Here is a 26,134-nt window from a genome sequence, read left to right as displayed (position 1 = left end):
AAACCCCGGACTCGCCGGGGAAAAACCATCGACACAATTTCACTTAATGTTGTTTACCTAAAAATCTGGCAAACAGGAGTTAACATCAGACACAGCACTTTGACAGCAATAATCAAACTTTAACCGGCTCTGCCCGGCTACTACGTTGACCATCCGGACTTGTCGAGCGAATCAACACATCACCGCTGACTTTAGGTTGGGCTTTGGCATCATACTTCTGCCATTGCTTACCGCCATCAGTGGAATATTCGATAATCAGCCCCGGCAAGGAAATGTTAGCTTCCAGCTCCCCGGCAACAACACGCGCCCCCGGAACCGGTAAGCGGTAAGCAACACCGGCTTTATCCAGTTTCGCCAATTCACGTTGTCCCATAATATTGGCAAAACGCTGCCAATCTGAGTTCAACGCCTTGGTATCGACCATATGGGTTTCGCCACCTTTGTACTCGCGGCCCGCTTTGTAATCTTGTTCCCATGGCGCACGATGCCAGGCACGTTCAGCCAGCGGCAATACCCGTGGGAAAATCATGTATTCCATCTGTTCGTCAGTCCGAACAGTTTCATTCCATGATTGGCCTGAAATACCCTGCACACCCGGCCAAAGTTTATCACTCTTGGCGCTGAAGTGATTACCGTCGCGGTCGACCGAGGTTTCAGCATTTTGCGGCATATTATCCGGCGCAAAACTAAAGACTTTAGCTTCGTCGTTGAAGCGAGTTGCCCAGTAATAACCGCGTTCATTTGGGTTAACTTCATACGGCATGTCGAAATAGACATAATCCGGGTTGGACGCGACCACTTCATAGCCTTTATTGGCCCAATCATTGACTGAGTCGGCCCCACCCCAATAGAGGGTATCCCAGAAGTTAACGCCTACACGTTTGGTGGCAAAATCTTTCGAATCTTTGGCATCTTTAAGACCATCTTGCCAGGCTTGCATTTTTTCGATGCCGTGGGCATTCACCAGCTTGCTAACTTCAATGGCGAAGTGGCTGGAAAGATGCTCAATATCCTGAATTTTGCCTTGCTTGACCATGTCCTGACAAACCTGTGATTTAGCCCAGGGTTTATCTTCAACACTCTTATCAATGATGCCTTTGCCCGGCTCAATCGGGCTGTTTTTGTCCTGGAACCCAGCACCCAGACGGATGTTCTTGGCCTCATCGCCGCCAAAATGCCAAGTGTTTAGCGGCATACCGGCTTCTTTATGCATCTGAGCCATTTCGCCGATCACTTTGTCGACAAAACGTTTAGAAGAATCCAGACAGGGGTTGAGATAACTTTTGCGCTCATACAACTGAACCGAAGTCGTTTGAGAATCATCTGTTGGGTCAACCAGGCGGAATTCGTTGGCTTCTTTTTCTTTACCCTGCTTCATCAAATTGTTGTAGCGAGCTTCCATTGATACCACAGCCGCACGAGCATGGGCTGGCATATCAATTTCAGGAATGACATCAATCTGACGCGCTTTGGCGTATTTCAGAATGTCGATGTAATCAGTGCGGCTAAAATGACCGGAACCCAGATTATTGCTATCCGGGCCAGAACCCAATTGTGGCAATAAACAGGTGGTTTCCGTTAAATCGTGGCAACGTTTGCTACCGACATCCGTCAGTTCTGGCAAGCCTGGGATCTCAATACGCCAGCCTTCATCATCACTGAGGTGGAAATGGAATTTGTTCAGCTTGTAAGCGGCCATTTGATCAAGCAAACGCAGCACCGCATCTTTGGTTTTGAAGTTACGCCCGACATCCAGGAAGACACCGCGATATTCAAAGCGCGGCGCATCTTTGGCCTCCAATGTTGCAATCGTCTTGCTACCATCAACCGGCACTAAAGAAAGAATCGATTGCAAACCGTAGAACACCCCAGCCGGGTCAAAACCTATGACTTGCGCCCCTTTTTCGCCGATTTTCAGCTCATATGCACCAGAAGCGGCTAAATCACCTTTAAAAGCAGACGGCTGAATCAGCGTTTTAATCGGGAAGCCAGCGGAATCCGATTTCAAACCCAATAATTCAAAACGCTGTTGTGCAGCATCCGCTGCCGGTTTTGGTAAAGTGCTCAGCTCAAGAGCCACACCTTTACTCAAATCAGCATCTTGTTGGTGAATCTTCACTGCCATCGGCGTCGGGATAATCTGCCCGCGCAGGTTAGTTGCTGCCAATGTTTTCACTGCTTCGTTTTTAACGAAACGGGATTCCGGCGTCATCAGCACGTTATTGTCGTCTTTAGTGCGCTTCCACTGATCGCCAGTAAACTGAGTCAGATATTCATTAATATCCTCAGTGTCGGTACTTTTCAGAACTTTTGGTTTCGCATCACCTGAAGTGGCATACCAACGCGGCATAAAGTCAGTGGCAAATAACTGCCAGTACTCGCCAGTGATCGGGATTTCAACCGCCTTGTTGGCGGGGAAGCCGGTGAATTTAGCGGTAGGCTCAATTTTATGCAGGTCGCCGGTCAGGTGAGTAATTTTGAATTGGTCGTCATCGACAGTCAGAATCCGCCGGATGCTGTGGAAGTAAATGGCCCAGTCTTGGCCTTTAATCTCATCCCCGGTGTTGGTCAGAGTCATCAAGACCTTATTACATGATGCCCAGTCAGCCCCCAACTTGGCACAATCCACGCCATTTTCAGCAGCGCGGTTATCCAATATTTTATAGTTAACTTTCAACGTACTGAGTTGATCAACCAGCTGTTGGTTGGTGGTATCCGCATGCGCGTACCCCATCAGGCCAAAGGTTGCGGTTATTGCCGCTAACGCGTTCAATCTGAATTTATTCATCACTAACCTCATCCGTAATGAATAATTACTGCCAAAATCGCTACTGGCAGTAATTATTGTTAGTTAAATTTCTGTCGCGAACTTAATTACTTGTCTTTTCTCATCTAATTAATTGTTTTTACTAACTTAATTAATTATTTTTGCGAATTTCTTGCCACAGTTTGCCACACTGCGCGTCATAGGCCTGACCATTGCCGGTATGGGCAGCATCAATACAACGCTGATAATCCAATACCCGAACAGTCTCTTTGTCAGTAAAAGCTTGATGCGCTTTTTCTTGTTTCAAAACGTTCAGCACCGCCTTGCACGGGATCAATCTTTCCGGTTGGCCTTCACTGGCATTGATACACGCACTATAAGCTTGCTTAAGTTTGCTGTCTTCCGGCTGGATTGGGCCTTGTGTGGCACAAGCACTTAATCCCATTACTGCGGCAATGATAAAAAGGACTTTTTTCATGGTGGCACTCCATTATGTCCCCGGCACGGTGGCCGGGGATGGCAATCAAACGGGGTAAAATCAGAAGATAGTAAATGGCGCAATCACAATGAATTTGACGTCTTTTTCATCCTGGAATACGTTGCCGAAACCGCCACCATAGCTTGGGATATTGGTGTGGTTGTCATACATGGTGTAATGCAGTTTGAATAATGTGCCTTTCGCCCGGCCTTCTTGCAGGGTGTACAGCACGTCAAAGTTCCATGCCGATTCTTTCAAACGCACATTCTGGTCATAAATTGGATTGGTGCTTGGTTTGGCATCCCAACCATAAGCATAAGAAGTCCCGACTGACCAACCGGCCATATTCCAGTTTTTCAGGTCATACATCACACCACCAAACAGCGCTTTTTCGCCGTTGGCGTTGAAGTCAGAGCGGGAATCCCACCACACGTCCAGGCGACCATTGGAGGTTGCGTAGCCTGGGGTCATACGTTGCAGGAAGTAACCTTGGTTACCATCAGCTTTGGCCCAAGTCCCCTCCAGGCGCAAATCAAATGGCCCAGTGGTATAGCCGAGAGTCAATGCTTGTAGCCAGGCAAGGCCGTCATAGACGTCATTAACATCTTTGAAACCGCCATCAACTTTGTCTTTCGCACCGTAGAATTGATAAGAAGTCCGTAGATCATTACCCGCAACTGGGAAAGCATAAGAGGCTTTCGCAAAGTATTGGTCCATGTAATCTTTGGCTTGACCGAATGCGGTTTCCAGTACCAGCTTGTTTTTAAAGTCGTATTTGGCACCAATTGAGTGCAGGTAACTTATGCCGGTCTTGCCATCAGCTTGACGGAAGTTGTACATATTCTGATACCAAGGCGCTTTATATTCATCAGTCCACATGTAAGACATGGACAGTGCGCCCGCTGTATCAAAATCAAATTTCGCGCCACCTTCAGCACCACGATAGGTGCCTGGCATAAAGCTCCAGTGTGGAGCTAACAGTGTCTGGCCAGTAGGTTGGATATAACCACCACGCGCCCAGAAATCACCTAATTTGAATTTGGCTGCCGCTTTGTAAATACTGACGCCACTCTTATCGCCGGTCCATTTTTCATCCCAACGAGTTTTGGCATCACTGAAGCCAATTTCGTTTGGAGCCGCTGGGCCGCTGTTGGTCATTTCAACTGCACCGAAAGCCGCTAAATCAATACCGAACATATCTGCGGCATAGCCGGATGAGAAATCGAGATTGGCGTTAAAGGTGGAGTGATGCAGGTTAGCAACATACTTGCCATACTCTGCGCTACCCGGCGTTAAATCCTTACGGTCACGCTGACGCTGCCAATAGTAAATACCACCCGTCAGTGATGAATCATCAACAAAGCCTTCTGCCTTGGCTTCTGGGGCAGCCATAAACCCCGTTCCTAACAAGGCACCCGCGACTGCGAGCGCCAATGTTTTACGTTTAGCACCGTGCGTAACCATATGAAAAAATTCCTCTTTGACATCACATTTAAAGTGCCGTCCCTGTGTCCACCACAGCTCACAGGTTTAGCCTCAAAAAAACCCTAGTGGGTAAAGTTTTGCTGGGAAGAAATCTCCACCAGCAGTTGCTCATTAAAAAAACAAACTTCGCTGTCGAAATACACACTCACGAAGATTGTTGCTGGAATATAGACTATTTTTCGCGACGCGAATTATCAATCAAAAAAGGAGCTAATTATTCAAAGTATGACAATGAGCACATAACTGTGAAAAAATATTACAGAGTTCACAAAAGCTTAAAAAACAATGCATAAGAGGATAATTTAGAAGCGAAATCGTCTCATATTGACATCTTGAATGGTTTCAGCTTAACCAGTTAAACATAAGATTTATCCGAGTAAATCAGTGTTATTTTCTTAGTTAATTCGTAAAGCGAATATTTAAGAAAGACTTACAGACAGCCACTCAAAGGAGAGAAAAGAATACAATCAGTCGAGATTGACCAAAGAATAGGATGGGAAAGAGAAGAAATTGAAAGGATGGGGCCGTGTTTAGTAAAACTAACAACACCCCTATAATGGGCATGAAAAAGGCGTGGACTAAGCCACGCCAATTGGGGTAAATCCAGCAACTATACTAGTTAGTGACTTTAGCCGCCCAGGTATCACGCAGACCTACAGTGCGGTTAAACACCAAAGCTTCTGGCCGTGAATAACGGCTATCGGCACAGAAATAACCTTCACGTTCAAACTGATAGGTTTTTTCTGGTGTCGCATCAGCTAAGCTTGGCTCAACGAAGCCCTGACGGATAATCAAAGACTCAGGGTTGATGGTGGACAAGAAATCTTCCGCCGCCGCTGGGTTTGGTACACTAAACAAACGGTCATATAACCGGATTTCCGCTGGCAATGCATGCTTCACAGAAACCCAATGAATAACGCCTTTCACTTTACGTCCATCAGCAGGATCTTTGTTTAAAGTCTCTGCGTCATAGCTGCAATAAAGCGTCGTGACATTGCCTTCTGCGTCTTTTTCAACACGCTCAGCTTTGAGCACATAAGCATTACGCAGGCGCACTTCTTTACCCAGAACCAGGCGTTTGTATTGCTTATTGGCTTCTTCACGGAAATCAGCGCGATCAATATAAATCTCACTGTCGAAAGGGACCTGACGGGTGCCCATATCCGGGTTATTCGGGTGATTTGGCATGGTCAGCCACTCTTCCCCTGACGCACGGTTCTCGATAACCACCTTGATGGGGTCAAGAACGGCCATAGCCCGTGGGGCATTTTCGTTCAGATCATCACGGATACAGGATTCCAGCGCCATCATCTCAACGTTGTTATCCTGTTTGGTGACGCCAATACGGCGGCAGAATTCACGAATTGATGCTGCGGTATAGCCACGACGACGCAAGCCAGAGATGGTTGGCATACGTGGATCATCCCAGCCCTCTACCACCTTCTCGGTCACCAATTGGTTCAGCTTACGCTTAGACATAATGGAATATTCGAGATTCAGGCGAGAGAACTCATACTGACGCGGATGACATTCAATGGAGATATTATCCAGCACCCAATCATACAAGCGGCGGTTATCCTGGAACTCTAAAGTACAGAGTGAATGGGTAATTCCTTCGATCGCATCAGAAATACAATGGGTAAAGTCATACATCGGGTAGATGCACCACTTGTTACCGGACTGATGATGCTCGGCAAACTTAATGCGATACAACACCGGGTCACGCATGACCATAAACGGCGACGCCATGTCGATTTTGGCGCGCAAGCAAGCGGTGCCTTCAGCAAAACCACCGGCACGCATTTTCTCAAACAGTGCCAAGTTTTCTTCCACACTGCGGTCGCGATAAGGGCTATTTTTGCCCGGTGCGGTCAGCGTGCCGCGATATTCGCGCATCTGCTCAGCAGTCAGCTCATCCACATACGCCAAGCCCTTGTTAATCAGCTCTACAGCGTACTGGAACAATTGATCAAAATAGTCTGAGGAGTAACGTACATCACCGCTCCAGGTGAAGCCTAGCCACTCGACGTCGCGTTTAATCGACTCGACGAACTCGACATCTTCCTTCACTGGGTTGGTGTCATCAAAACGCAGATTGCATTGGCCCTGATAGTCTTGTGCAATACCAAAGTTCAGGCAAATAGACTTCGCATGACCAATATGCAAGTAGCCGTTTGGCTCTGGCGGAAAGCGGGTATGAACCGACGTGTGTTTGCCGCTGGCTAAATCTTCGTCAATAATCTGACGGATAAAATTACTCGGGCGGGCTTCTGCCTCACTCATTGTTCTATTCCTCAATGCAAACGCAACAAATATAACCGCATATAATCCAACAAGCCCGACTTGGAAACAACCGAAATAAAACAAAAAAACGGGAAGAGATTGCTCTCTTCCCGCTGCTTTGATGAAAACTCCGACCAGTGACTCAGTACATCAGCACTTTTTCACTGCGAATCTTAAACTCATTATTTACCTTTGATCTCAAGTTATTTGCCTTGGATCTCAAACAATTGGCTTTGACCGGCAACCACAGAACCCCCTGCCAATACCGAGATACCGGCATAATCATCAATATTACTGACGACAACTGGGCTAATCATTGAGCGCGCATTAGCATTCAGATAAGCCAAGTCCAGTTCCAGCACCGGTTGACCAGCAACCACAGTGGCACCTTCTTCAACCAGACGTGCAAAGCCCTGGCCGTTCAGTTTCACGGTATCAATCCCGATATGAACCACAATCTCAGCGCCGGTTTCAGTTTCCAGGCAGAAAGCATGGTCAGTATTGAAGATTTTTACGATGGTACCGTTCGCCGGAGAAACCACTGTTTTATCCGTCGGACGAATGGCAATACCTTCACCTACCGCTTTACTGGCAAAGGCTTCATCAGGGACCTCTTCCAAAGCCACAACATCACCGGTGATGGGAGAAACCAATATCAGAGAAGCTGTTTTCGTGGTGTTAATGACCGCTTGAGGCTTGGCCGCAGCAGGAGCAACAGAGCTACTTGCCGCAGGAACCGGGCCACCGGCCAATACCGTACGCATTGCCGAAGCAATCAGTTCCGCACGAGTACCCACAATCACTTGCACACTTTGTTTGTTCAGACGAATAACACCAGAAGCGCCTAAACGCTTGGCTACAACGTCATTGACCAAGGCAGAATCTTTCACGTTCAAACGCAGGCGGGTGATACAAGCATCAATACCTGTCAAGTTATCTGAACCGCCGATGGCACCAATGTAACGACGCGCCAGACCATTAATTTCGCTTTCGTTAACTTCAGGCGTCTTATCAACATTCACGTCATAACCATCTTCTTCACTGCCTTCAACAGCCAGTTCACGGCCTGGAGTCAGCAAGTTGAATTTCTTGATGGTGAAACGGAATACCACGTAGTAAATGGCGAAGAACACCAGACCTTGCGGGATCAACATGTACCAATGTGTCGCCAGCGGGTTACGCGAAGACAACACCATATCCACCAGACCGGCGCTGAAGCCAAAGCCGGCAATCCAATGCATACTGGCGGCGATGAACACAGAAATACCGGTCAGCACGGCGTGGATGAAGTACAGCACTGGAGCCACGAACATGAAGGAGAATTCAAGTGGTTCAGTGATACCGGTGAAGAAGGCAGCGAATGCTCCCGCCAACATGATACCCGCCACTTTCGCTCTGTTTTCCGGACGAGCGCAGTGATAAATCGCCAACGCAGCACCCGGTAAACCAAACATCATAATTGGGAAGAAACCTGCCTGATAACGGCCAGTGATACCGACAACAGCTTTACCGCTATCGATGGACTGTTGGCCACCCAGGAAGTTAGGAATATCGTTAATACCGGCAACGTCAAACCAGAACACGGAGTTCAGGGCATGATGCAGACCGACTGGGATCAGCAAGCGGTTGAAGAAGGCATAGATACCCGCGCCCACAGAACCCATATCTTTGATGTATTCGCCGAAAGTCACCAATGCGTTATAAATCAGTGGCCAAACGTACATCAGAATGAAGGCAACCACGATCATCAGGAAAGACGTCAGAATCGGAACCAGACGGCGACCGCTGAAGAAAGAGAGTGCTTTTGGCAATTCAACGCTGCTGAAGCGGTTGTACAACTCAGCTGAGATGATACCCACCAGGATACCCACGAACTGGTTGTTGATTTTGCCGAAAGCAGCAGGAACCTGATCAACCGGGATCTTTTGAATCATCGAAACCGCGGCTGGCGAACATAGAGTCGTCAATACCAGGAAGCCGACAAAGCCGGTCAATGCAGCAGCACCGTCTTTATCTTTTGACATACCATAAGCCACACCAATGGCGAACAGCACGGACATATTATCGATGATGGCGGCACCGGACTTGATAAACAATGCCGCTAGCGCATTATCACCCCCCCAGCTGACCGGGTCTATCCAGTAGCCCACACCCATCAATATCGCGGCTGCAGGCAGTGTCGCCACTGGGACCATCAGAGCCCGACCCACTTTTTGCAAGTAACTAAGAATATTCACCTTTCCCCCTATTCGTCCGATATCGGACCCTTTAAGTAGTTTATTTATTTGACTCACTACCTTTTAGAAAAACGCATGGCACACTTTCTATTTATTCACGGCGCGCTATTTATTCACGATACAAATGACTCATTGCGGAGTGTAAAAAATTTATTTCGTAACGCAAATTAAAACCCCCTATTTTGTGATAAACGTCACCAAAAACCAGTCAAAAAGCACCAATACACTAGCCATGACACAAAACTTATTTTATCATTCGAAAAATGAACAAAGCATTGTACCAACGCATGAGTCAAAATCTGAGTTACGCTTATCTGAATGATTCAATCCGCGTAGAGTATAGCCACTATTAGCAATCAAAGAGGTGCAAGATGAGACTTATCCCACTGAAAAACACCACAGAAGTTGGTAAATGGGCCGCACGTTATATCCTTAACCGCATCAATGCATTTAAACCCACCGCCGAGCGTCCATTTGTACTGGGTCTGCCTACTGGCGGCACACCGATGGAAGCGTATAAGCACTTGGTTGCGCTGTATAAAGCCGGTGAAGTGAGCTTCAAAAACGTGGTCACTTTCAACATGGATGAATATGTTGGGCTGCCGCAAGAGCACCCAGAAAGCTACTACACCTTCATGCACACAAACTTCTTTGATCATGTCGACATCCCTGCTGAAAATATCAATCTACTGAACGGTAACGCGCCTGATATCGATGAAGAATGTCGTCGTTACGAAGAAAAAATGAAATCTTACGGCAAAATTAACCTGTTCATGGGTGGCGTGGGCGTTGATGGCCACATTGCCTTTAATGAGCCGGCCTCTTCTTTAGCCTCTCGTACCCGCATCAAAACCCTGACCGAAGAAACTCGCATCGCGAACTCGCGCTTCTTTGGTGGTGATGCAAACCTCGTGCCGAAATACGCACTTACCGTCGGTGTCGGCACATTGTTAGATGCTGAAGAAGTGATGATTCTGGTGACCGGTCGCGGTAAAGCGCAAGCCTTGCAAGCCGCAGTCGAAGGCAGCATCAACCACATGTGGACCATCAGTTGCCTACAACTGCATGCCAAAGCCATTATGGTGTGTGACGAACCATCGACGATGGAATTGAAGGTTAAAACTGTAAAATATTTCAGCGAGTTAGAAGCTGAAAACATCAAGAATCTGTAACAGTTATTAGGGGGCTAAGATGTACGCTTTAACTCACGGCCGTATTTATACCAGCCATGAAGTACTGGATAATCACGCTGTTGTCGTGGCTAACGGATTGATCGAACGTATCTGTCCTGCCGATGAACTTCCGGCTGGCATTGAGGTACGCGACTTGGGTGGTGCCATTCTGGCCCCCGGTTTTATTGATGTTCAGCTTAATGGCTGCGGTGGTGTGCAATTCAATGATTCGCTTGAGGCCATCTCCGAAAAGACGCTGGAAATCATGCAGCGCGCGAATGAAAAATCAGGATGCACCAGCTTCCTGCCGACACTGATTACTTGCAGTGATGAATATATGAAGCACGGCGTTGATGTCATGCGCTCATATCTGCAAAAAAACCAGCATCAGGCTTTGGGCCTGCATCTGGAGGGGCCTTATATTAGCCCACAGAAAAAAGGCACTCATAACCCGGCGTTTATCCGTAAACCTAGCGCTGAAATGATTGATTATCTGTGTGCCAATGCGGATGTCATTACCAAAGTGACTTTGGCACCAGAAATGGTTGACGCCAAATATATTCGTCAGCTGACAGAAGCCGGTATTTTGGTTTCTTCCGGTCACTCAAATGCGACATATCAGCAAGCCCGTCAAGGTTTTGCCGCCGGTATCCGCTTTGCCACGCACCTTTATAATGCAATGCCTTACATTTCGGGGCGCGAACCGGGCCTGATTGGGGCAATTTTCGACACGCCAGAAGTGTATACCGGCGTCATTGCTGATGGGCTGCATGTAGATTGGGCCAACATTCGTAATGCGAAGAAGCTGAAAGGCGAGAAGTTGGTGCTGGTCACTGATGCCACTGCTCCGGCTGGCGCAGGTACTGAAATTGATCAATTTATTTTTGCTGGTAAAACAATATACTATCGTAATGGTTTATGTGTGGATGAAAATGGCACACTAAGCGGTTCAGCACTGACCATGATAGAAGCGGTACAAAATAGTGTTGAGCATGTTGGCATTGCGCTGGATGAAGCATTACGCATGGCGACACTTTATGCGGCCCGCGCGATTGGCGTGGATAAGCAGTTAGGGAGTATTGAAGCTGGCAAAGTGGCCAACCTGACTGCCTTTACCCGCGATTATAAAATCACTAAAACCATCGTTAACGGTAACGAGGTTTTAAAATAAGCGAGTAATTTTATTGATGAGCACCGGCGTACAGTCACAAATTGGTAATGTGGATCTTGTGAAACAACTCAATGGCGCCGTTGTTTATCGGCTCATTGATCAGCAAGGCCCGATTTCGCGCATTCAAATTGCCGATCTCAGCCAGCTCGCTCCCGCCAGTGTCACCAAAATTACTCGCCAACTGTTGGAGCGCGGGCTGATCAAAGAAGTCGATCAGCAAGCCTCCACCGGGGGTCGCCGGGCGATTTCTATCGTGACCGAGAATCGCCAATTCCATACTATCGCCGTCCGTTTGGGCCGCCATGATGCCACTATCACGCTGTTTGATATGAGCGGTAAGTCGCTGGGTGAAGAGCACTATCCCCTACCTGAGCGCACACAAGAAACTCTCGAACACGCATTATTTAATATTATCAGCCAGTTTATTGAAGCTTATCAGCGCAAATTACGTGAACTGATCGCCATCGCCGTCATTCTCCCCGGTTTGGTTGAGCCGAGCAAAGGTATCGTGCGCTATATGCCACATATCAACATTAGCAACTGGCCGTTAGTCGAAAATCTGCAAAATCGGTTTAATGTCACCAGCTTCGTCGGCCACGACATTCGTAGTTTGGCACTGGCTGAGCACTATTTTGGGGCGACCCGTGACTGCGAGGACTCCATTTTGGTTCGTCTGCACCGCGGTACCGGCGCTGGCATCATTGTTAACAGCCAAATATTTTTAGGCAGTAATGGCAACGTAGGTGAGATAGGCCATATTCAGATTGATCCCCTGGGCGAGCGCTGCTATTGCGGTAATTTTGGTTGTCTGGAAACCGTGGCATCTAATGCGGCCATTGAAAACCGCGTACGTCACCTGCTCACGCAGGGTTATCCGAGCAAGTTAACCTTGGATGATTGCCATATTGGTGCCATCTGCAAGGCCGCAAACAAAGGCGATTTACTGGCAAGTGAGGTGATTGAACACGTCGGCCGCTACTTGGGGAAAGCCATCTCCATTGCGATCAACTTGTTTAACCCGCAAAAAGTCGTGATTGCCGGGGAAATTATTGAAGCCCATAAAATCCTGCTCCCGGCCATTCAAGGTTGCATAAATACGCAAGTGCTGAAAAACTTCCGCCAAAATCTCCCCGTGGTCACTTCTCAGCTTGACCATCAATCAGCCATTGGGGCTTTTGCTTTGGCCAAGCGCGCCATGTTGAACGGCGTATTACTGCAACGCTTGCTGGAAAATTAATCCCTTATAGATAAGACAACGGCAGGGTCAGTTTCACCATCGGCCATGTTATAGTGACTCATTGCTGCGGCTAAAAGAGTAATTTAAACAATGACAATTAAAAGTGTTATTTGCGATATCGATGGTGTGTTGTTGCATGATAATCACCCCGTACCCGGTGCTGATGTATTTCTGGCCCGAATTCAAGAAGCCGGAATGCCGCTGGTTATTTTGACCAACTATCCCTCACAAACTGCTCAGGATCTGGCTAACCGTTTTCATTCTGCTGGGCTGGAAGTGCCGGAAAGTGCTTTTTATACCTCCGCAATGGCAACGGCCGATTTTCTGCGCCGTCAGGATGGTAAAAAAGCCTATGTGGTGGGTGAAGGTGCATTAGTTCACGAATTGTATAAAGCAGGTTTTACTATTACTGATATCAATCCTGATTTTGTGATTGTGGGTGAAACCCGCTCATACAACTGGGATATGATGCATAAAGCGGCCTATTTCGTCGCCAATGGGGCGCGTTTTATTGCCACCAACCCCGATAGTCATGGTCACGGTTTTTCACCAGCCTGTGGCGCATTGTGTGCCCCAATCGAGAAAATCTCTGGCCGTAAGCCATTTTATGTCGGCAAACCTAGCCCGTGGATTATCCGTGCCGCACTGAATAAAATGCAGGCGCATTCAGAAAGCACCGTCATTGTGGGCGATAATCTGCGCACTGATATTTTGGCCGGTTTCCAGGCGGGTCTTGAGACTATTTTGGTGCTATCCGGTGTCTCGACATTAACGGATATTGAAGCGATGCCATTCCGCCCAAGCTACGTTTACCCCTCTGTTGCAGAAATTGACATCATCTAATTTCAGTTGGCGGTCATGACCGCCATACTCCCCTTTTCACCATTATCCTTTTCCAAGCTCCGCCCTTTTTTAGTGCAGCGCACCAAAGCTTCTTGCTAATCCTCCCTATTTTGGCGCATTTTCGTTATGTGTGCTCACCGTCATGCCAGCTATAGCGACAAATCTATCGCGTTCTAAATTGGCGTATTTTTTGCATATTTTCTACAAACTAATCGGATGAATGCATCGTCATTGGGCATCGCCTGCATCAATCACAGGCAAGCATGAGAAAACAGTTCCAGCGATGACCGACTAAAATTCAACATCATCACCGCCAAAGCAGAAAGTTAGGGAGATTATTATGTGTTCTATTTTCGGGGTCCTCGACCTTAAAACCGACCCCATTGAATTACGCAAAAAAGCGCTGGAAATGTCACGTTTAATGCGCCACCGCGGCCCGGACTGGTCTGGTGTGTGGGCAAATGATAAAGCCATACTCGCCCATGAACGCTTATCTATTGTTGACGTCAATACCGGTGCTCAGCCGCTGTATAATGCTACTCACACGCACATTCTGGCAGTCAATGGTGAAATCTATAATCATCAAGCATTGCGCCAACAATACGCTGACCGCTATGAATTCCAAACCGGGTCTGACTGTGAAGTTATTCTGGCGCTGTATCAGGAGAAAGGGTCTGAATTCCTTGATGATTTGCAAGGTATGTTCGCTTTCGTTTTATACGATACAGAAAAAGATGCCTATCTGATTGGCCGTGATCATTTGGGTATTATCCCGCTGTATATGGGCCACGACGAACACGGTAATATGTTTGTTGCTTCCGAAATGAAAGCCTTGGTTCCGGTTTGCCGCACCATCAAAGAATTCCCTGCTGGGAGCTATCTGTGGAGCCAGGATGGCGAAATTCGCGAATATTATCATCGTGACTGGTTTGATTTCGATAATGTCAAAGACAACGTAACTGACAAAGTTGAACTGGCGAATGCATTAGAAGACGCGGTAAAAAGTCATTTGATGTCTGACGTGCCTTACGGCGTGCTGCTGTCCGGTGGGCTGGATTCCTCTGTGATTTCTGCCATCACCAAAAAATTTGCCGCTCGCCGTGTCGAAGACGATGAGCGCAGTGAAGCTTGGTGGCCACAACTGCACTCCTTTGCTGTTGGCCTGATTGGCTCCCCCGATTTGCGGGCCGCAAAAGAAGTCGCCAACCATTTAGGGACGGTGCACCATGAAATTCATTTCACCGTGCAGGAAGGTCTGGATGCCATCCGTGATGTGATTTATCACATTGAAACCTATGATGTCACCACTATCCGCGCCTCAACACCAATGTACTTGATGTCACGTAAAATCAAGGCGATGGGCATCAAAATGGTGCTGTCGGGTGAAGGCTCTGATGAAGTCTTTGGTGGTTATCTCTATTTCCACAAAGCACCAAACGCCAAAGAATTGCATGAAGAAACTGTGCGCAAACTATTAGCCTTGCATATGTATGACTGTGCCCGTGCCAACAAAGCCATGTCTGCCTGGGGTGTTGAAGCCCGAGTCCCCTTCCTGGATAAAAACTTCCTTGATGTCGCGATGCGCATTAACCCGCAGGATAAAATGTGCGGCAATGGCAAAATGGAAAAACATGTCCTGCGGGAATGTTTTGAATCCTACCTGCCACATAGTGTTGCATGGCGTCAGAAAGAACAATTCTCCGATGGTGTGGGTTACAGCTGGATTGACACATTGAAAGAGAAAGCAGCCGAGCAAGTCACTGATCAACAGATGGAAACTGCTCATTTCCGCTTCCCATACAATACGCCGTCTTCAAAAGAGGGTTATTTGTATCGCGAAATTTTTGAAGAGTTATTCCCACTCCCAAGCGCCGCTGAGTGCGTACCTGGCGGCCCGTCAGTCGCATGTTCATCAGCTAAAGCTATTGAGTGGGATGAATCATTCAAAAGCATGGATGACCCATCAGGGCGCGCTGTAGGTGTGCATCAGGATGCCTATAAATAATTGAACCCACTGGCAGGGAGTGACTCTGCTTGTTCGACTATTCTGCTCTCAAGGCCGCCCACGGGTGGCCTTATCTTTTGTTGGCAAATTCAACAATTAATCACCATAAGTGCTGCTTTAATCACCAGACTGTTCACAAGCCAAACAAACAAACCCCTTCAGCGCTTTTTTGGGAAAAAATTAGTTGACGCAATTCGGCCATATACGCATAATGCGCCCCGCAACGCCGATGAAGGTTGTGCAGAAAAAAGATGGCTACGTAGCTCAGCTGGTTAGAGCACAGCACTCATAATGCTGGGGTCACAGGTTCGATTCCCGTCGTAGCCACCATCTTTTTTCATGTATGCGGGAGTGGCGAAATTGGTAGACGCACTAGATTTAGGTTCTAGCGCCGCAAGGTGTGCGAGTTCAAGTCTCGCCTCCCGCACCATTTTCATCGGTTGTCACAGTAGATGGGATATCGCCAAGCGGTAAGGCACCAGGTTTTGATCCTGGCATTCCCAGGTTCGAATCCTGGTATCCCAGCCATTTCTCTGGAATGGTTTGTCGTTAAACACAAACACTGTCAGACACGAGTTGTGCCAAGTCAGTAAAAGAATTGTATTTCAGTTGGGATATCGCCAAGCGGTAAGGCACCAGGTTTTGATCCTGGCATTCCCAGGTTCGAATCCTGGTATCCCAGCCATACAATTTCTCAAGGTTAAAGATTTTAAGATGGCTACGTAGCTCAGCTGGTTAGAGCACAGCACTCATAATGCTGGGGTCACAGGTTCGATTCCCGTCGTAGCCACCATCTTTTGGGGTATCGCCAAGCGGTAAGGCACTGGATTCTGATTCCAGCATTCCGAGGTTCGAATCCTCGTACCCCAGCCAAATTTAGAAAAGCTCGCTTCGGCGGGCTTTTTGCTTTTCTGCATTTTGTTTTTCGCTGCGATGAAATTTGAGTTTTACTTTTCAGCAAAATGAAAAGAACTGCGCCCGCAGTCGCCAGGAAACAATTTTTCTGGCGACAAGTCATTAAAATATCTACAGCCCTAATGCATACTTCAACGCGTGCTCTTTAAGTTTACCGGCGCGTTGAGCAGCCATCAGTGCCAAATTACGCGCAAATTTTACAACAGGTAAATCATTACTAAATGCGGTGTAAAACACATCCATCCCACTTTGCATAATCAGATTATCGGTACGGCGACGGCGCTGATAACGTAATAACACCGACTCACTATGCCAAGATTCAGCCTGTTCGCGGGCCTGATTCAATACCTCCAGCAAAGCATCCACATCCCGATATCCCAGATTAACCCCCTGCCCGGCCAACGGATTAATGGTATGGGCTGCATCGCCCAATAATACTAACCCCGGCTGCACATATTGCTGCGCATGACGACGAACTAAGGGGAAAGAACCTGCGGCAATAGCCTTAACGACCCCTAAACGGGACGGAAAAGCTGCGATAATTTCTTGATTCAATTGTGCCATCGGCATCATTTGAAGCTGCCGAATGCGCTGCGCGCTGTCGTACCAAACCAATGATGCCCAGTTATCAAACAAAGGTAGGAATGCTCTTGGACCAGAAGGGAAAAACTGCTGCCAGGTGGTGTCTTGCTGGGCAGTATCGGTCTCGACGGTAATTAACAGACAAGACTGCCGATATTGCCAGCCACTGGTGCCAATTCCAGCTAAACGGCGTACCAAAGAATTGGCTCCATCCGCGCCTATCACTAAATGGCTCTGTATCTCTTGCTGCGCATCTAAGGTGATTTTCCAGTAGTCATCTATTCTGGCCATCGTTTGCAGTCGTGATGGGCACAGTAACGTCAAATTGGGGCATTCTGCCATCTGTTGCCACAGCGCTAACTGTAAAACCCGGTTCTCGACCATAAAACCTAATTCAGGTAAAGACAGCGAGGCCGCATCAAAGACGACTTGAGAACCCGGCTGTTCCCATGTCTCCAGCCGGCGATAAGGCGCATAGCGCATCTGCTGCACCGGTGACCAGGCCCCAAGCTGTTTAAGTAAGGACACCGAAGTGCATCCAATCGCGGAAACCCGTAAATCCGGAGCACTTTCAGCTTCAAATGGCAGCGGAGCCTCATGCTCCAGTAACGCTACTGACCAGCCGGATTGTGCTAACCCAAGTGCGGCGGCGGCCCCAACCATACCGCCACCCACGACCACAACATCATAATTTGGTTGCGATTTATTCATTTTGGCTATTCTTCAAAGTTAAAATAACACCTGCATTTTGTCTGCATGCAGTGTACCGGATTTTTCATCACTCCACAGAATAAGTAAGCCGTTATGCGGTGGTCATCGCAACTGCAAATGACTACAATAGCCCTATAATCACGGAGTCTTTGTGCTACCCACTATTCTATAACGGCGCACAGCCCAGAGCACTGCGCCGCGCGATGTGACTTTTAAGATGAATTTTTTGGCGGTAGATAAACCTTGGCGGTAGATAAACAATGACAAAAAAACTACACATCAAAACTTGGGGCTGCCAGATGAACGAATATGATTCGTCTAAAATGGCTGATTTACTGGCCAGCACCCATGGTTACCAGTTAACAGACATCCCGGAAGAAGCGGATTTATTGCTGCTCAACACTTGCTCTATTCGCGAAAAAGCCCAAGAAAAAGTGTTTAGCTTGCTAGGCCACTGGAAGCTGCTAAAAGAAAAAAATCCGGAACTCATTATCGGTGTGGGCGGCTGTGTCGCATCACAAGAAGGTGAGCATCTGCGCCAGCGCGCCCCTTGCGTTGATGTGATTTTTGGACCACAAACTCTGCATCGTTTGCCGGAAATGATTAACCACGTAAAAGGCACTCACAGCCCGGTGGTGGATATCAGTTTCCCGGAAATTGAAAAATTTGACCGCCTACCTGAACCGCGCGCTGATGGCCCTACGGCCTTTGTCTCCATCATGGAAGGGTGCAATAAATACTGCACATTCTGTGTTGTACCTTACACCCGAGGTGAAGAAGTCAGCCGACCAAGCGACGATATCTTGTTTGAAATCGCACAGTTAGCGGCTCAAGGCGTGCGGGAAGTGAACCTACTCGGGCAAAATGTAAATGCGTATCGTGGCGCTACTTATGACGGCGATATCTGTAGTTTTGCCGAGCTATTGCGGCTAGTTGCCGCTATTGATGGTATTGATAGAGTGCGTTTTACCACCAGCCATCCGATTGAATTTACTGATGATATCATTGATGTTTATCAAGATACGCCCGAGCTGGTGAGCTTCCTGCATCTGCCGGTACAAAGTGGCTCTGACCGCATTTTGACCATGATGAAGCGAGCGCATACCGCGCTGGAATACAAAGCTATTATCCGCAAATTGCGTCAGGCGCGTCCTGATATCCAAATTAGCTCTGATTTTATTATCGGTTTCCCCGGTGAAACTCAGCAAGATTTTGAGCAAACCATGAAACTGGTCGCGGATATTCGTTTTGACACCAGTTACAGCTTTATTTACTCCTCACGCCCCGGCACACCTGCGGCAGAACTCCCGGATAATGTTTCTGAAGAGGAGAAAAAACAGCGATTACACATCCTGCAAGAGCGCATTACTCAGCAAGCAATGGAAATCAGCCGCGAGATGGTGGGCACCGTGCAGCGCATTTTAGTGGAAGGCACATCCCGTAAGAACCTCATGGAATTGGCGGGCCGCACCGAAAATAACCGGGTGGTCAACTTTGAAGGCACTCCTGAGATGATCGGCAAATTCGTTGATGTTGAAATTGTTGACGTTTATGCCAGTTCACTCCGCGGCATTTTGGTGCGTACTGAGGACCAGATGGATCTGCGGACTCATGAGTCACCGCAATCAGTCATTGCCCGAACCCGCAAAGAAAATGAGATAGGTGTCGGCCTTTATCAGCCCTGATTTCGATTTTTCGAGCCAGCCCGCACCAGCAGGCACTGCATTGTCAGTGCCTATTTTATTTTAGCGGCGCGCTGCGCAGATTCAGATTTTTTAAGTTGCGCCATCTATGAGCCGCTATTTCAATAGGGGTCGAAGGCACGGATTCATAAGTAAACTTGCGTCAGTACCGTGCACCATGAATAATTCACAAATGACATGTATGATTGACGTAGTGATATCACACAACCAATTTTCGAGAATGATATCCCCCAGAAATGGGAGTTACAGCCAAGCTTCAAATAAACCGGCCCTAAGTGACCCAGAGGAACGCAGTGACTCAGAGAAACAGTTTGCACGTAGTGACACAAGAAATCTTGCTGGAACCCGCCGATAATCAGCGCCTGCTGAGTTTATGCGGCCCTTTTGATGACAACATCAAGCAGTTGGAACGCCGGTTAGGTATTGAAATTAATCGTCGAGATAACCGTTTCAAGTTAGTCGGTAAGAATATCTGCGTTGTTGCAGCGGCAGATATCCTGCGCCATCTGTATGTCGATACCGCCCCGATTCGTGGTGTTATCCCGGATATCACACCCGAAGATATCCACCTCGCGGTGAAAGAAAGTCGAGTATTAGAGCAAACCGCCGAGAGTGTGCCGGATTACGGGAAAGCCGTAAACATCCGCACCAAACGCGGAATGGTCAAACCTCGCACGCCAAATCAGGCACAATACATCGCCAATATTCTCGACCATGATATTACTTTCGGGATTGGGCCGGCCGGTACCGGTAAAACCTACCTGGCTGTTGCTGCGGCGGTCGATGCTCTGGAGCGCCAAAATGTGCGGCGTATTTTACTGACCCGCCCAGCAGTTGAAGCTGGTGAAAAGCTGGGCTTCTTACCCGGCGATCTCAGCCAAAAAGTCGATCCTTATCTGCGCCCGCTCTATGATGCTCTGTTTGAAATGCTGGGCTTTGAGCGTGTTGAAAAACTGATTGAGCGCAATGTAATTGAAGTGGCTCCGCTGGCGTATATGCGCGGCCGCACACTGAATGACGCGTTTATCATTCTGGATGAAAGCCAAAACACGACAGTTGAACAGATGAAAATGTTCCTGACCCGCATGGGCTTCAACTCCAAAGCGGTGATTACCGGTGATATTACGCAAACTGACTTGCCACGCCACCAGAAGTCGGGCTTAAGCCATGCCATTGAAGTGTTATCAGAGGTAGAGGAATTGAGCTTTAATTTCTTCCATAGCGAAGATGTGGTGCGCCACCCAGTTGTCGCTCGCGTCGTCATTGCCTATGAAGCTTGGGAAGCCGCAGAACAAAAACGTAAAGATGCGATTGCCGAACAACGTAAGCGGGAAACCCACGCCCCGTCTGAGCAGGAGGCTCCGTGAGCCAAGTTATTCTCGATTTACAAATTGCCTGTGCCGATAACCAGGGCTTACCGACCGAAGCCGATTTTCAGCATTGGTTGGAAGCTGTATTACCGCAATTTCAGGCAGTCTCCGAAGTCACTATCCGTGTGGTTGATGAAGCTGAAAGCCATGAGCTGAATCTGACCTATCGCGGTAAAGATAAATCGACCAATGTCTTGTCTTTTCCCTTTGAGGCCCCACCGGAGATTGAACTGCCATTACTCGGTGATTTAATCATTTGCCGTCAGGTAGTTGAACAAGAAGCGGTTGAGCAAGAGAAAGCACTACTGGCTCATTGGGCGCATATGGTTGTTCACGGCAGTCTCCATCTGCTAGGGTATGACCACATCGTTGACGATGAAGCCGAAGAAATGGAGTCGATCGAAACTGAAATAATGCAAAATTTGGGTTATCCAGACCCGTATATTTCAGAGAAAGACCCCGAGTAACCCATCATATTAGTATGAATTATTTGATGGGAATGAGTAAAAAAGCTGTCGGCGGTGTGAGTTTACCACTGCCGATAAAATTTAATTTTATATGGGTAAACTTAACTAAAACGCCATGAGCGACGACCACTCACAAAACAATGATAGCCCCAGTCCCAAGAAAGGGTTCTTTACTCTCATTCTTAACCAGTTATTCCACGGCGAACCTAAGAACCGTGGCGATCTGGTAGAGCTTATCCGTGATTCTGAGCAAAACGATTTGATCGATCCCGATACCCGCGACATGCTGGAAGGCGTGATGGATATCGCCGAACAGCGCGTCCGGGACATCATGATCCCTCGCTCTCAGATGGTCACACTAAAGCGTAATCAAACGCTGGATGAGTGTCTGGATGTGATTATTGAATCCGCTCACTCCCGCTTTCCGGTGATCAGTGAAGATAAAGATCACATCGAAGGTATCCTAATGGCCAAGGATTTGCTGCCGTTTATGCGCACAGATTCCGAGCCATTCAGCATTGATAAAGTCTTACGGACGGCGGTTGTCGTGCCGGAAAGTAAGCGTGTCGATCGAATGCTGAAAGAGTTCCGCTCCCAACGCTATCATATGGCTATTGTCATTGATGAGTTTGGTGGTGTTTCAGGCCTGGTGACCATTGAAGATATTCTTGAGCTGATCGTTGGCGAAATAGAAGATGAGTATGACGATGAAGAAGACAGAGACGTTCGTCAGCTCAGCCGGCACACTTATACCATTCGTGCGCTGACACCCATTGAAGATTTCAATGATGTATTCAATACCCATTTCAGCGACGATGAAGTGGACACTATCGGTGGTTTGGTGATGCAGGCGTTTGGTCATTTACCTGCCCGCGGTGAAACCATTGAAATTGAAGGTTACTTATTTAAAGTTGCCATGGCAGATAGCCGACGTATTATTCAGGTTCATGTGAAAATCCCGGATGATGCTCCGCAACCAAAACTGGAAGAATAAATCCTCGATGCCTATCGCTTCACTCCTTCAACGCCAGTGGGTTCGCGCCCTACTGGCGCTATTTTTTGGCGCCTGCGGTACGCTGGCTTATTCACCATTTGATAGTTGGCCCGCAGCTATTGTTTCACTGTTTGGTTTACTCAGCCTGACATTGAATCGCAGTACCAAACAAGCCGTTTTTATCGGCTTTTGTTGGGGTATGGGGCTGTTTGGCACTGGCGTTAACTGGGTTTATGTCAGTATCTCTGAATTTGGCGGCATGCCGACGGCCATCAATATCTTCCTGGTGGTATTGCTGGCGGCGTATCTTTCGCTCTATACCATGCTGTTCGCCGGTGTATTAGCCCGCATATGCCCGAAGGCGACTTGGTGGAGACTGGCGATTGCGGCACCCGTGGTGTGGCAACTGACTGAATTCTTGCGCGGCTGGGTATTAACTGGCTTCCCATGGCTACAATTTGGTTATAGCCAAATTAATGGCCCACTCCGCGGTATTGCCCCCATTCTTGGGGTCGATGGCATCACTTTCATGCTGATGTCCATCAGCGGATTACTGGTTTACGCCTGTTATCAACGCCGGATAACTGCGGCAATTATTGCAGTAGCCATGTTATTACTGCCGTGGCCGCTGCGCCAATTACATTGGTTCACGCCGGAACCTGAACGCACGGTTAATGTAGCGATGGTGCAAGGTAATATTGCTCAGTCAATGAAGTGGGACCCTAAAGTCCTGCTCTCAACCCTGCAAGTCTATTTGGATGAGACTCGCCCATTTATGGGTAAAGCTCCCATTATCATCTGGCCAGAATCTGCCATTCCTGATATTGAAACTGATCAAACCGGCTTCCTAACGATGGTTGATGACCTAATGCGGGCCAATCACAGCAGCTTGATCACCGGGATTGTAGATGCACAGCGCCGACCGGAGGGTAATGGTTACCACTTCTTCAACAGTATCATTGTGTTAGGCGATAAAGAGCCCTACCAATATCCGACCCGTAATCGCTATAGCAAACACCACTTAGTTCCCTTTGGTGAGTTTGTGCCGCTTGAGTCCCTACTGCGCCCACTGGCACCGTTGTTTGATTTACCTATGTCGACGTTCAGCCGGGGCGATTATGTACAGCCACAGTTGAATGTGGCCGGATTTAATCTGACTGCCGCTATTTGTTATGAAATCGTCTTGGGCCAGCAGGTTCGGGATAACTTCAGGCCGGATACCAACTTCTTGCTAACGGTCTCTAATGATGCATGGTTTGGTCACTCTATCGGGCCATGGCAACATTTTCAGATGGCACGCATGCGCGCCCTTGAATTAGGTCGCCCTCTGTTGCGCAGTACCAATAATGGTATTACGGCGGCAGTTGGCCCAAGCGGTGAAGTCTTGGCACAAATTCCACAGTTCACCCAGCAAGTCCTGGAAGTGAAGGTCACGCCAACGACCGGCACGACCCCTTATGCCCGCTTTGGCTCGTGGCCAATGTGGATTATCACCTTGGTACTGGGGGCATTGACGTTATATCGTGCTGTCCGCTGTCGCCCTGACAAAAATAAACCAAAGTAACCTGAGCACCTTATGTCATTGAAACCTGAATATATCCTCACGACTGAAGCACAATTAAGTGAGCATTACGCTTCGCCCAATCAGAATGTGCTGAAAAAACAAATAGATCACATTGATGATTATGCCAAAAAGCTAATTGCCGCAGCCCCCTTCGCGGTGTTGGGGACTCTGGGCGCTAATGGAATAGACTGTTCGCCCAAAGGCGGGGAAGCGGGTTTTATTCATGTGCAGGATAGCAAAACACTGATGTTGCCAGACAGGGCGGGCAATAACCGCCTGGATGGTATTCGTAATTTGCTGCATAACCCATTTGTCGGCATCTTGTTCTTGATCCCTGGTTGGACTGAAGGTTTTCGGGTGAATGGCCGGGCAAAAATATCCATCGACCCACAACTGTGTGAGCGTTTTAGCCAAAACGGCCACCCCGCTCGCAGCGTGTTAGTGATTGAAGTCGATGAAGTATTTATCCATTGTGGCCGCGCAATCACCTTTGCTGACTTGTGGAACCCAGAGAAACATGTAGATAAAGAAAACGTTCCAACAGCGCTGGAAGTTTTTAAAGCTCATCTGGCTATCAATAATCATCAATTAAGTTAGTCATCAGTTAAGCTAATCTGCTGTTAAACTGAGTAATACTTAAGCTAATTGATAGTATTTCATAATTGGCTACGGGTTAATTTACTCACCTCCCCCAGATAATATTTCATAGCCCTGATAAACAGGGCTATTTATCCGCACGACTTTCCCTCGACTGGCACAGACCTTGCATTGTTTCTAATCAAATAGTGTTAGTTATTTCCTCATATCTAGCTTGTATTCAGCCATCAAAGGGGATTCCCTCAGTGAATCGGCGAAGGTCAGTTTCGAATGAAGGAATAGCGGTTATTCGCCCGCACATTTATGGGGCTCATCACGCACCATAATAGTGCGACACTGTTTTACTGCCTCTATTTGGTGCGATTTGCGTCCCAAAAAACAAACATTTATTCATCATTTGCATAACAATTTGCTATTTTTTAAAGATAATCTGATACAAGTAACAATGAAAATAGCGGGTTGACCAACAAATATCTTTGGTTATGCAAGCACCAAAAAATAAGACGATTTTTGGGTATTTCTTGTTTTTAACATGACTACATTTTAAGTCTCACAACATCGAGTTAGAAAATATTAAGTAAAAAACAACATTAGAGGAGTTGGACCATGCATATGCGTAAATTGGCGTTAGCGCTACTGTTAGCTGGGATGGCAAGTGGTGTAGCCCAAGCAGAAGAAGCAGTAAAGGCAGATGCTTCTGCTGACACACTGAAGAAGATCAAAGATAACGGCGTTATCGTGGTCGGCCACCGTGAGTCTTCCGTTCCATTCTCTTATTATGATAATCAACAGAAAGTGGTTGGTTATTCACAAGATTATTCCAACTTGATCGTCGATGCGATCAAGAAAAAACTTAATGCACCCGACCTACAAGTGAAACTCATCCCCATTACTTCGCAGAACCGCATTCCGTTATTGCAAAATGGGACTTTTGATTTCGAGTGTGGTTCCACCACGAATAACCTCGAGCGTCAGCAACAAGCCGCATTCTCTAACACCATTTTTGTTGTCGGCACCCGTTTACTAACCAAAAAAGGTTCTGAAATTAAAGACTTCAAAGATTTGGCCGGAAAACCTGTGGTCGTGACATCGGGTACCACCTCTGAAGTCTTGCTCAATAAATTAAATGAAAAAGACAAAATGAATATGCGTATCATCAGCGCCAAAGACCACGGGGACTCTTTCCGTACCTTGGAAAGTGGCCGTGCAGTGGCCTTTATGATGGATGATGCTTTGCTGGCTGGCGAGCGAGCAAAAGCCAAGAAACCGGATCAGTGGGACATCGTCGGTACTGCGCAATCTCAGGAAGCTTACGGCTGTATGTTGCGTAAAAACGACCCAGCCTTCAAAGCTCTGCTGGATGAGACCATCGCCTCCGCACAAACCTCTGGTGTGGCTGAGAAGTCCTTTGATCGCTGGTTCAAAAACCCAATTCCACCTAAAAATCTTAACCTGAATTTCTCACTGTCTGATGAAATGAAGGTGCTGTTCAAAGCCCCTAACGATAAAGCATTGAACTAACAATAATAATCAGGGTGGGCGATGCCTACCCT

Annotated in this window: 18 protein-coding genes and 6 tRNA genes; 18 read left to right on the top strand and 6 right to left on the bottom strand. The window is 47.7% G+C overall.

Annotated elements, in window-relative coordinates:
- Positions 1–112: 112 nt before the first annotated feature.
- From FTA91_RS01685 to nagE, 5 genes are all read right to left on the bottom strand, one after another.
- On the bottom strand, positions 113–2,788 hold the full coding sequence (locus tag FTA91_RS01685) for a beta-N-acetylhexosaminidase (RefSeq protein WP_145535850.1): 2,676 nt from the start codon (positions 2,786–2,788) through the stop codon (positions 113–115).
- A 130-nt stretch (positions 2,789–2,918) separates the two neighbouring features.
- Complete coding sequence (gene chiQ, locus FTA91_RS01680; protein ID WP_050112665.1) at positions 2,919–3,245, bottom strand: ChiQ/YbfN family lipoprotein; 327 nt, start codon at positions 3,243–3,245, stop codon at positions 2,919–2,921.
- Between the two features lie 60 nt (positions 3,246–3,305).
- Complete coding sequence (gene chiP / locus FTA91_RS01675; protein ID WP_050112663.1) at positions 3,306–4,709, bottom strand: chitoporin ChiP; 1,404 nt, start codon at positions 4,707–4,709, stop codon at positions 3,306–3,308.
- 636 nt (positions 4,710–5,345) lie between these two features.
- Entirely contained in the window at positions 5,346–7,013 is a 1,668-nt protein-coding gene (glnS, locus tag FTA91_RS01670; protein ID WP_050112661.1) for a glutamine--tRNA ligase, read from the bottom strand.
- Positions 7,014–7,216: 203 nt separating this feature from the next.
- Positions 7,217–9,250: an N-acetylglucosamine-specific PTS transporter subunit IIBC gene (nagE, locus tag FTA91_RS01665; RefSeq protein WP_145535854.1), complete on the bottom strand. Its 2,034-nt coding sequence runs from the start codon at positions 9,248–9,250 to the stop codon at positions 7,217–7,219.
- Positions 9,251–9,621: 371 nt separating this feature from the next.
- Here nagE and nagB point away from each other — a divergent pair, with 371 nt between their 5' ends.
- The 11 genes from nagB (at position 9,622) to FTA91_RS01605 (ending at position 16,551) form a co-directional block, all read left to right on the top strand.
- Positions 9,622–10,422: a glucosamine-6-phosphate deaminase gene (gene nagB / locus FTA91_RS01660; RefSeq protein ID WP_050112657.1), complete on the top strand. Its 801-nt coding sequence runs from the start codon at positions 9,622–9,624 to the stop codon at positions 10,420–10,422.
- Between the two features lie 19 nt (positions 10,423–10,441).
- Positions 10,442–11,593 (top strand): N-acetylglucosamine-6-phosphate deacetylase, encoded by a 1,152-nt coding sequence (gene nagA / locus FTA91_RS01655; protein ID WP_050112655.1) that lies wholly within the window; start codon positions 10,442–10,444, stop codon positions 11,591–11,593.
- Positions 11,594–11,609: 16 nt separating this feature from the next.
- Entirely contained in the window at positions 11,610–12,830 is a 1,221-nt protein-coding gene (gene nagC / locus FTA91_RS01650; protein ID WP_004390580.1) for a DNA-binding transcriptional regulator NagC, read from the top strand.
- A 90-nt stretch (positions 12,831–12,920) separates the two neighbouring features.
- Positions 12,921–13,673, top strand: coding sequence for an HAD-IIA family hydrolase (locus tag FTA91_RS01645; protein ID WP_038634749.1), 753 nt, complete (start codon positions 12,921–12,923; stop codon positions 13,671–13,673).
- A gap of 340 nt (positions 13,674–14,013) precedes the next feature.
- Positions 14,014–15,678, top strand: coding sequence for an asparagine synthase B (gene asnB, locus FTA91_RS01635; RefSeq protein ID WP_145535856.1), 1,665 nt, complete (start codon positions 14,014–14,016; stop codon positions 15,676–15,678).
- Positions 15,679–15,931: 253 nt separating this feature from the next.
- Positions 15,932–16,008: transfer RNA gene (locus FTA91_RS01630), tRNA-Met, on the top strand.
- A 15-nt stretch (positions 16,009–16,023) separates the two neighbouring features.
- Positions 16,024–16,108 (top strand) — tRNA-Leu (locus FTA91_RS01625).
- A 23-nt stretch (positions 16,109–16,131) separates the two neighbouring features.
- Positions 16,132–16,206 (top strand) — tRNA-Gln (locus FTA91_RS01620).
- 82 nt (positions 16,207–16,288) lie between these two features.
- Positions 16,289–16,363 (top strand) — tRNA-Gln (locus tag FTA91_RS01615).
- Positions 16,364–16,394: 31 nt separating this feature from the next.
- A tRNA-Met gene (locus FTA91_RS01610) sits at positions 16,395–16,471 on the top strand.
- Between the two features lie 5 nt (positions 16,472–16,476).
- Positions 16,477–16,551 (top strand) — tRNA-Gln (locus FTA91_RS01605).
- A 153-nt stretch (positions 16,552–16,704) separates the two neighbouring features.
- Here FTA91_RS01605 and ubiF read toward each other — a convergent pair.
- Complete coding sequence (gene ubiF, locus FTA91_RS01600) at positions 16,705–17,886, bottom strand: 3-demethoxyubiquinol 3-hydroxylase (RefSeq protein WP_050112651.1); 1,182 nt, start codon at positions 17,884–17,886, stop codon at positions 16,705–16,707.
- A gap of 260 nt (positions 17,887–18,146) precedes the next feature.
- Here ubiF and miaB point away from each other — a divergent pair, with 260 nt between their 5' ends.
- From miaB to FTA91_RS01565, 7 genes are all read left to right on the top strand, one after another.
- Complete coding sequence (miaB, locus tag FTA91_RS01595) at positions 18,147–19,571, top strand: tRNA (N6-isopentenyl adenosine(37)-C2)-methylthiotransferase MiaB (protein ID WP_050112649.1); 1,425 nt, start codon at positions 18,147–18,149, stop codon at positions 19,569–19,571.
- A gap of 311 nt (positions 19,572–19,882) precedes the next feature.
- Positions 19,883–20,956 carry a PhoH family protein gene (locus FTA91_RS01590; protein WP_174634729.1) on the top strand — a complete coding sequence of 358 codons (1,074 nt, stop codon included), beginning with the start codon at positions 19,883–19,885 and terminating at the stop codon, positions 20,954–20,956.
- A complete protein-coding gene (gene ybeY, locus FTA91_RS01585; RefSeq protein ID WP_050112647.1) occupies positions 20,953–21,426 on the top strand; it encodes an rRNA maturation RNase YbeY in 474 nt (157 codons plus the stop codon). The genes FTA91_RS01590 and ybeY overlap by 4 nt, the downstream gene beginning before the upstream one ends.
- Before the next feature lie 115 nt (positions 21,427–21,541).
- Complete coding sequence (corC, locus tag FTA91_RS01580) at positions 21,542–22,420, top strand: CNNM family magnesium/cobalt transport protein CorC (RefSeq protein WP_050112645.1); 879 nt, start codon at positions 21,542–21,544, stop codon at positions 22,418–22,420.
- 7 nt (positions 22,421–22,427) lie between these two features.
- Positions 22,428–23,984, top strand: coding sequence for an apolipoprotein N-acyltransferase (gene lnt / locus FTA91_RS01575; protein WP_050112643.1), 1,557 nt, complete (start codon positions 22,428–22,430; stop codon positions 23,982–23,984).
- A gap of 12 nt (positions 23,985–23,996) precedes the next feature.
- Positions 23,997–24,581 carry an MSMEG_1061 family FMN-dependent PPOX-type flavoprotein gene (locus FTA91_RS01570; RefSeq protein ID WP_145535858.1) on the top strand — a complete coding sequence of 195 codons (585 nt, stop codon included), beginning with the start codon at positions 23,997–23,999 and terminating at the stop codon, positions 24,579–24,581.
- Positions 24,582–25,187: 606 nt separating this feature from the next.
- The gene (locus FTA91_RS01565; protein ID WP_145535860.1) at positions 25,188–26,102 is read left to right on the top strand and encodes an amino acid ABC transporter substrate-binding protein; all 915 of its coding nucleotides are present in this window, start codon (positions 25,188–25,190) and stop codon (positions 26,100–26,102) included.
- Positions 26,103–26,134: the final 32 nt, after the last annotated feature.

Source organism: Yersinia thracica, from assembly GCF_902170565.1.
Classification (GTDB): domain Bacteria; phylum Pseudomonadota; class Gammaproteobacteria; order Enterobacterales; family Enterobacteriaceae; genus Yersinia; species Yersinia thracica.
Note: the sequence above shows the minus strand (reverse complement) of the source record. Positions and strands in the feature narration are given on the sequence as shown.

Bases quoted from the DNA above. Each gene is read 5' to 3' on its own strand.
- lnt (WP_050112643.1), top strand. From the start codon at position 22,428: ATGCCTATCGCTTCACTCCTTCAACGCCAGTGGGTTCGCGCCCTACTG.
- nagC (WP_004390580.1), top strand. From the start codon at position 11,610: ATGAGCACCGGCGTACAGTCACAAATTGGTAATGTGGATCTTGTGAAA.
- nagB (WP_050112657.1), top strand. From the start codon at position 9,622: ATGAGACTTATCCCACTGAAAAACACCACAGAAGTTGGTAAATGGGCC.
- asnB (WP_145535856.1), top strand. From the start codon at position 14,014: ATGTGTTCTATTTTCGGGGTCCTCGACCTTAAAACCGACCCCATTGAA.
- FTA91_RS01565 (WP_145535860.1), top strand. From the start codon at position 25,188: ATGCATATGCGTAAATTGGCGTTAGCGCTACTGTTAGCTGGGATGGCA.
- nagA (WP_050112655.1), top strand. From the start codon at position 10,442: ATGTACGCTTTAACTCACGGCCGTATTTATACCAGCCATGAAGTACTG.
- chiQ (WP_050112665.1), bottom strand. From the start codon at position 3,245: ATGAAAAAAGTCCTTTTTATCATTGCCGCAGTAATGGGATTAAGTGCT.
- FTA91_RS01645 (WP_038634749.1), top strand. From the start codon at position 12,921: ATGACAATTAAAAGTGTTATTTGCGATATCGATGGTGTGTTGTTGCAT.
- chiP (WP_050112663.1), bottom strand. From the start codon at position 4,709: ATGGTTACGCACGGTGCTAAACGTAAAACATTGGCGCTCGCAGTCGCG.
- FTA91_RS01570 (WP_145535858.1), top strand. From the start codon at position 23,997: ATGTCATTGAAACCTGAATATATCCTCACGACTGAAGCACAATTAAGT.
- corC (WP_050112645.1), top strand. From the start codon at position 21,542: ATGAGCGACGACCACTCACAAAACAATGATAGCCCCAGTCCCAAGAAA.
- glnS (WP_050112661.1), bottom strand. From the start codon at position 7,013: ATGAGTGAGGCAGAAGCCCGCCCGAGTAATTTTATCCGTCAGATTATT.
- ubiF (WP_050112651.1), bottom strand. From the start codon at position 17,886: ATGAATAAATCGCAACCAAATTATGATGTTGTGGTCGTGGGTGGCGGT.
- FTA91_RS01685 (WP_145535850.1), bottom strand. From the start codon at position 2,788: ATGAATAAATTCAGATTGAACGCGTTAGCGGCAATAACCGCAACCTTT.
- miaB (WP_050112649.1), top strand. From the start codon at position 18,147: ATGACAAAAAAACTACACATCAAAACTTGGGGCTGCCAGATGAACGAA.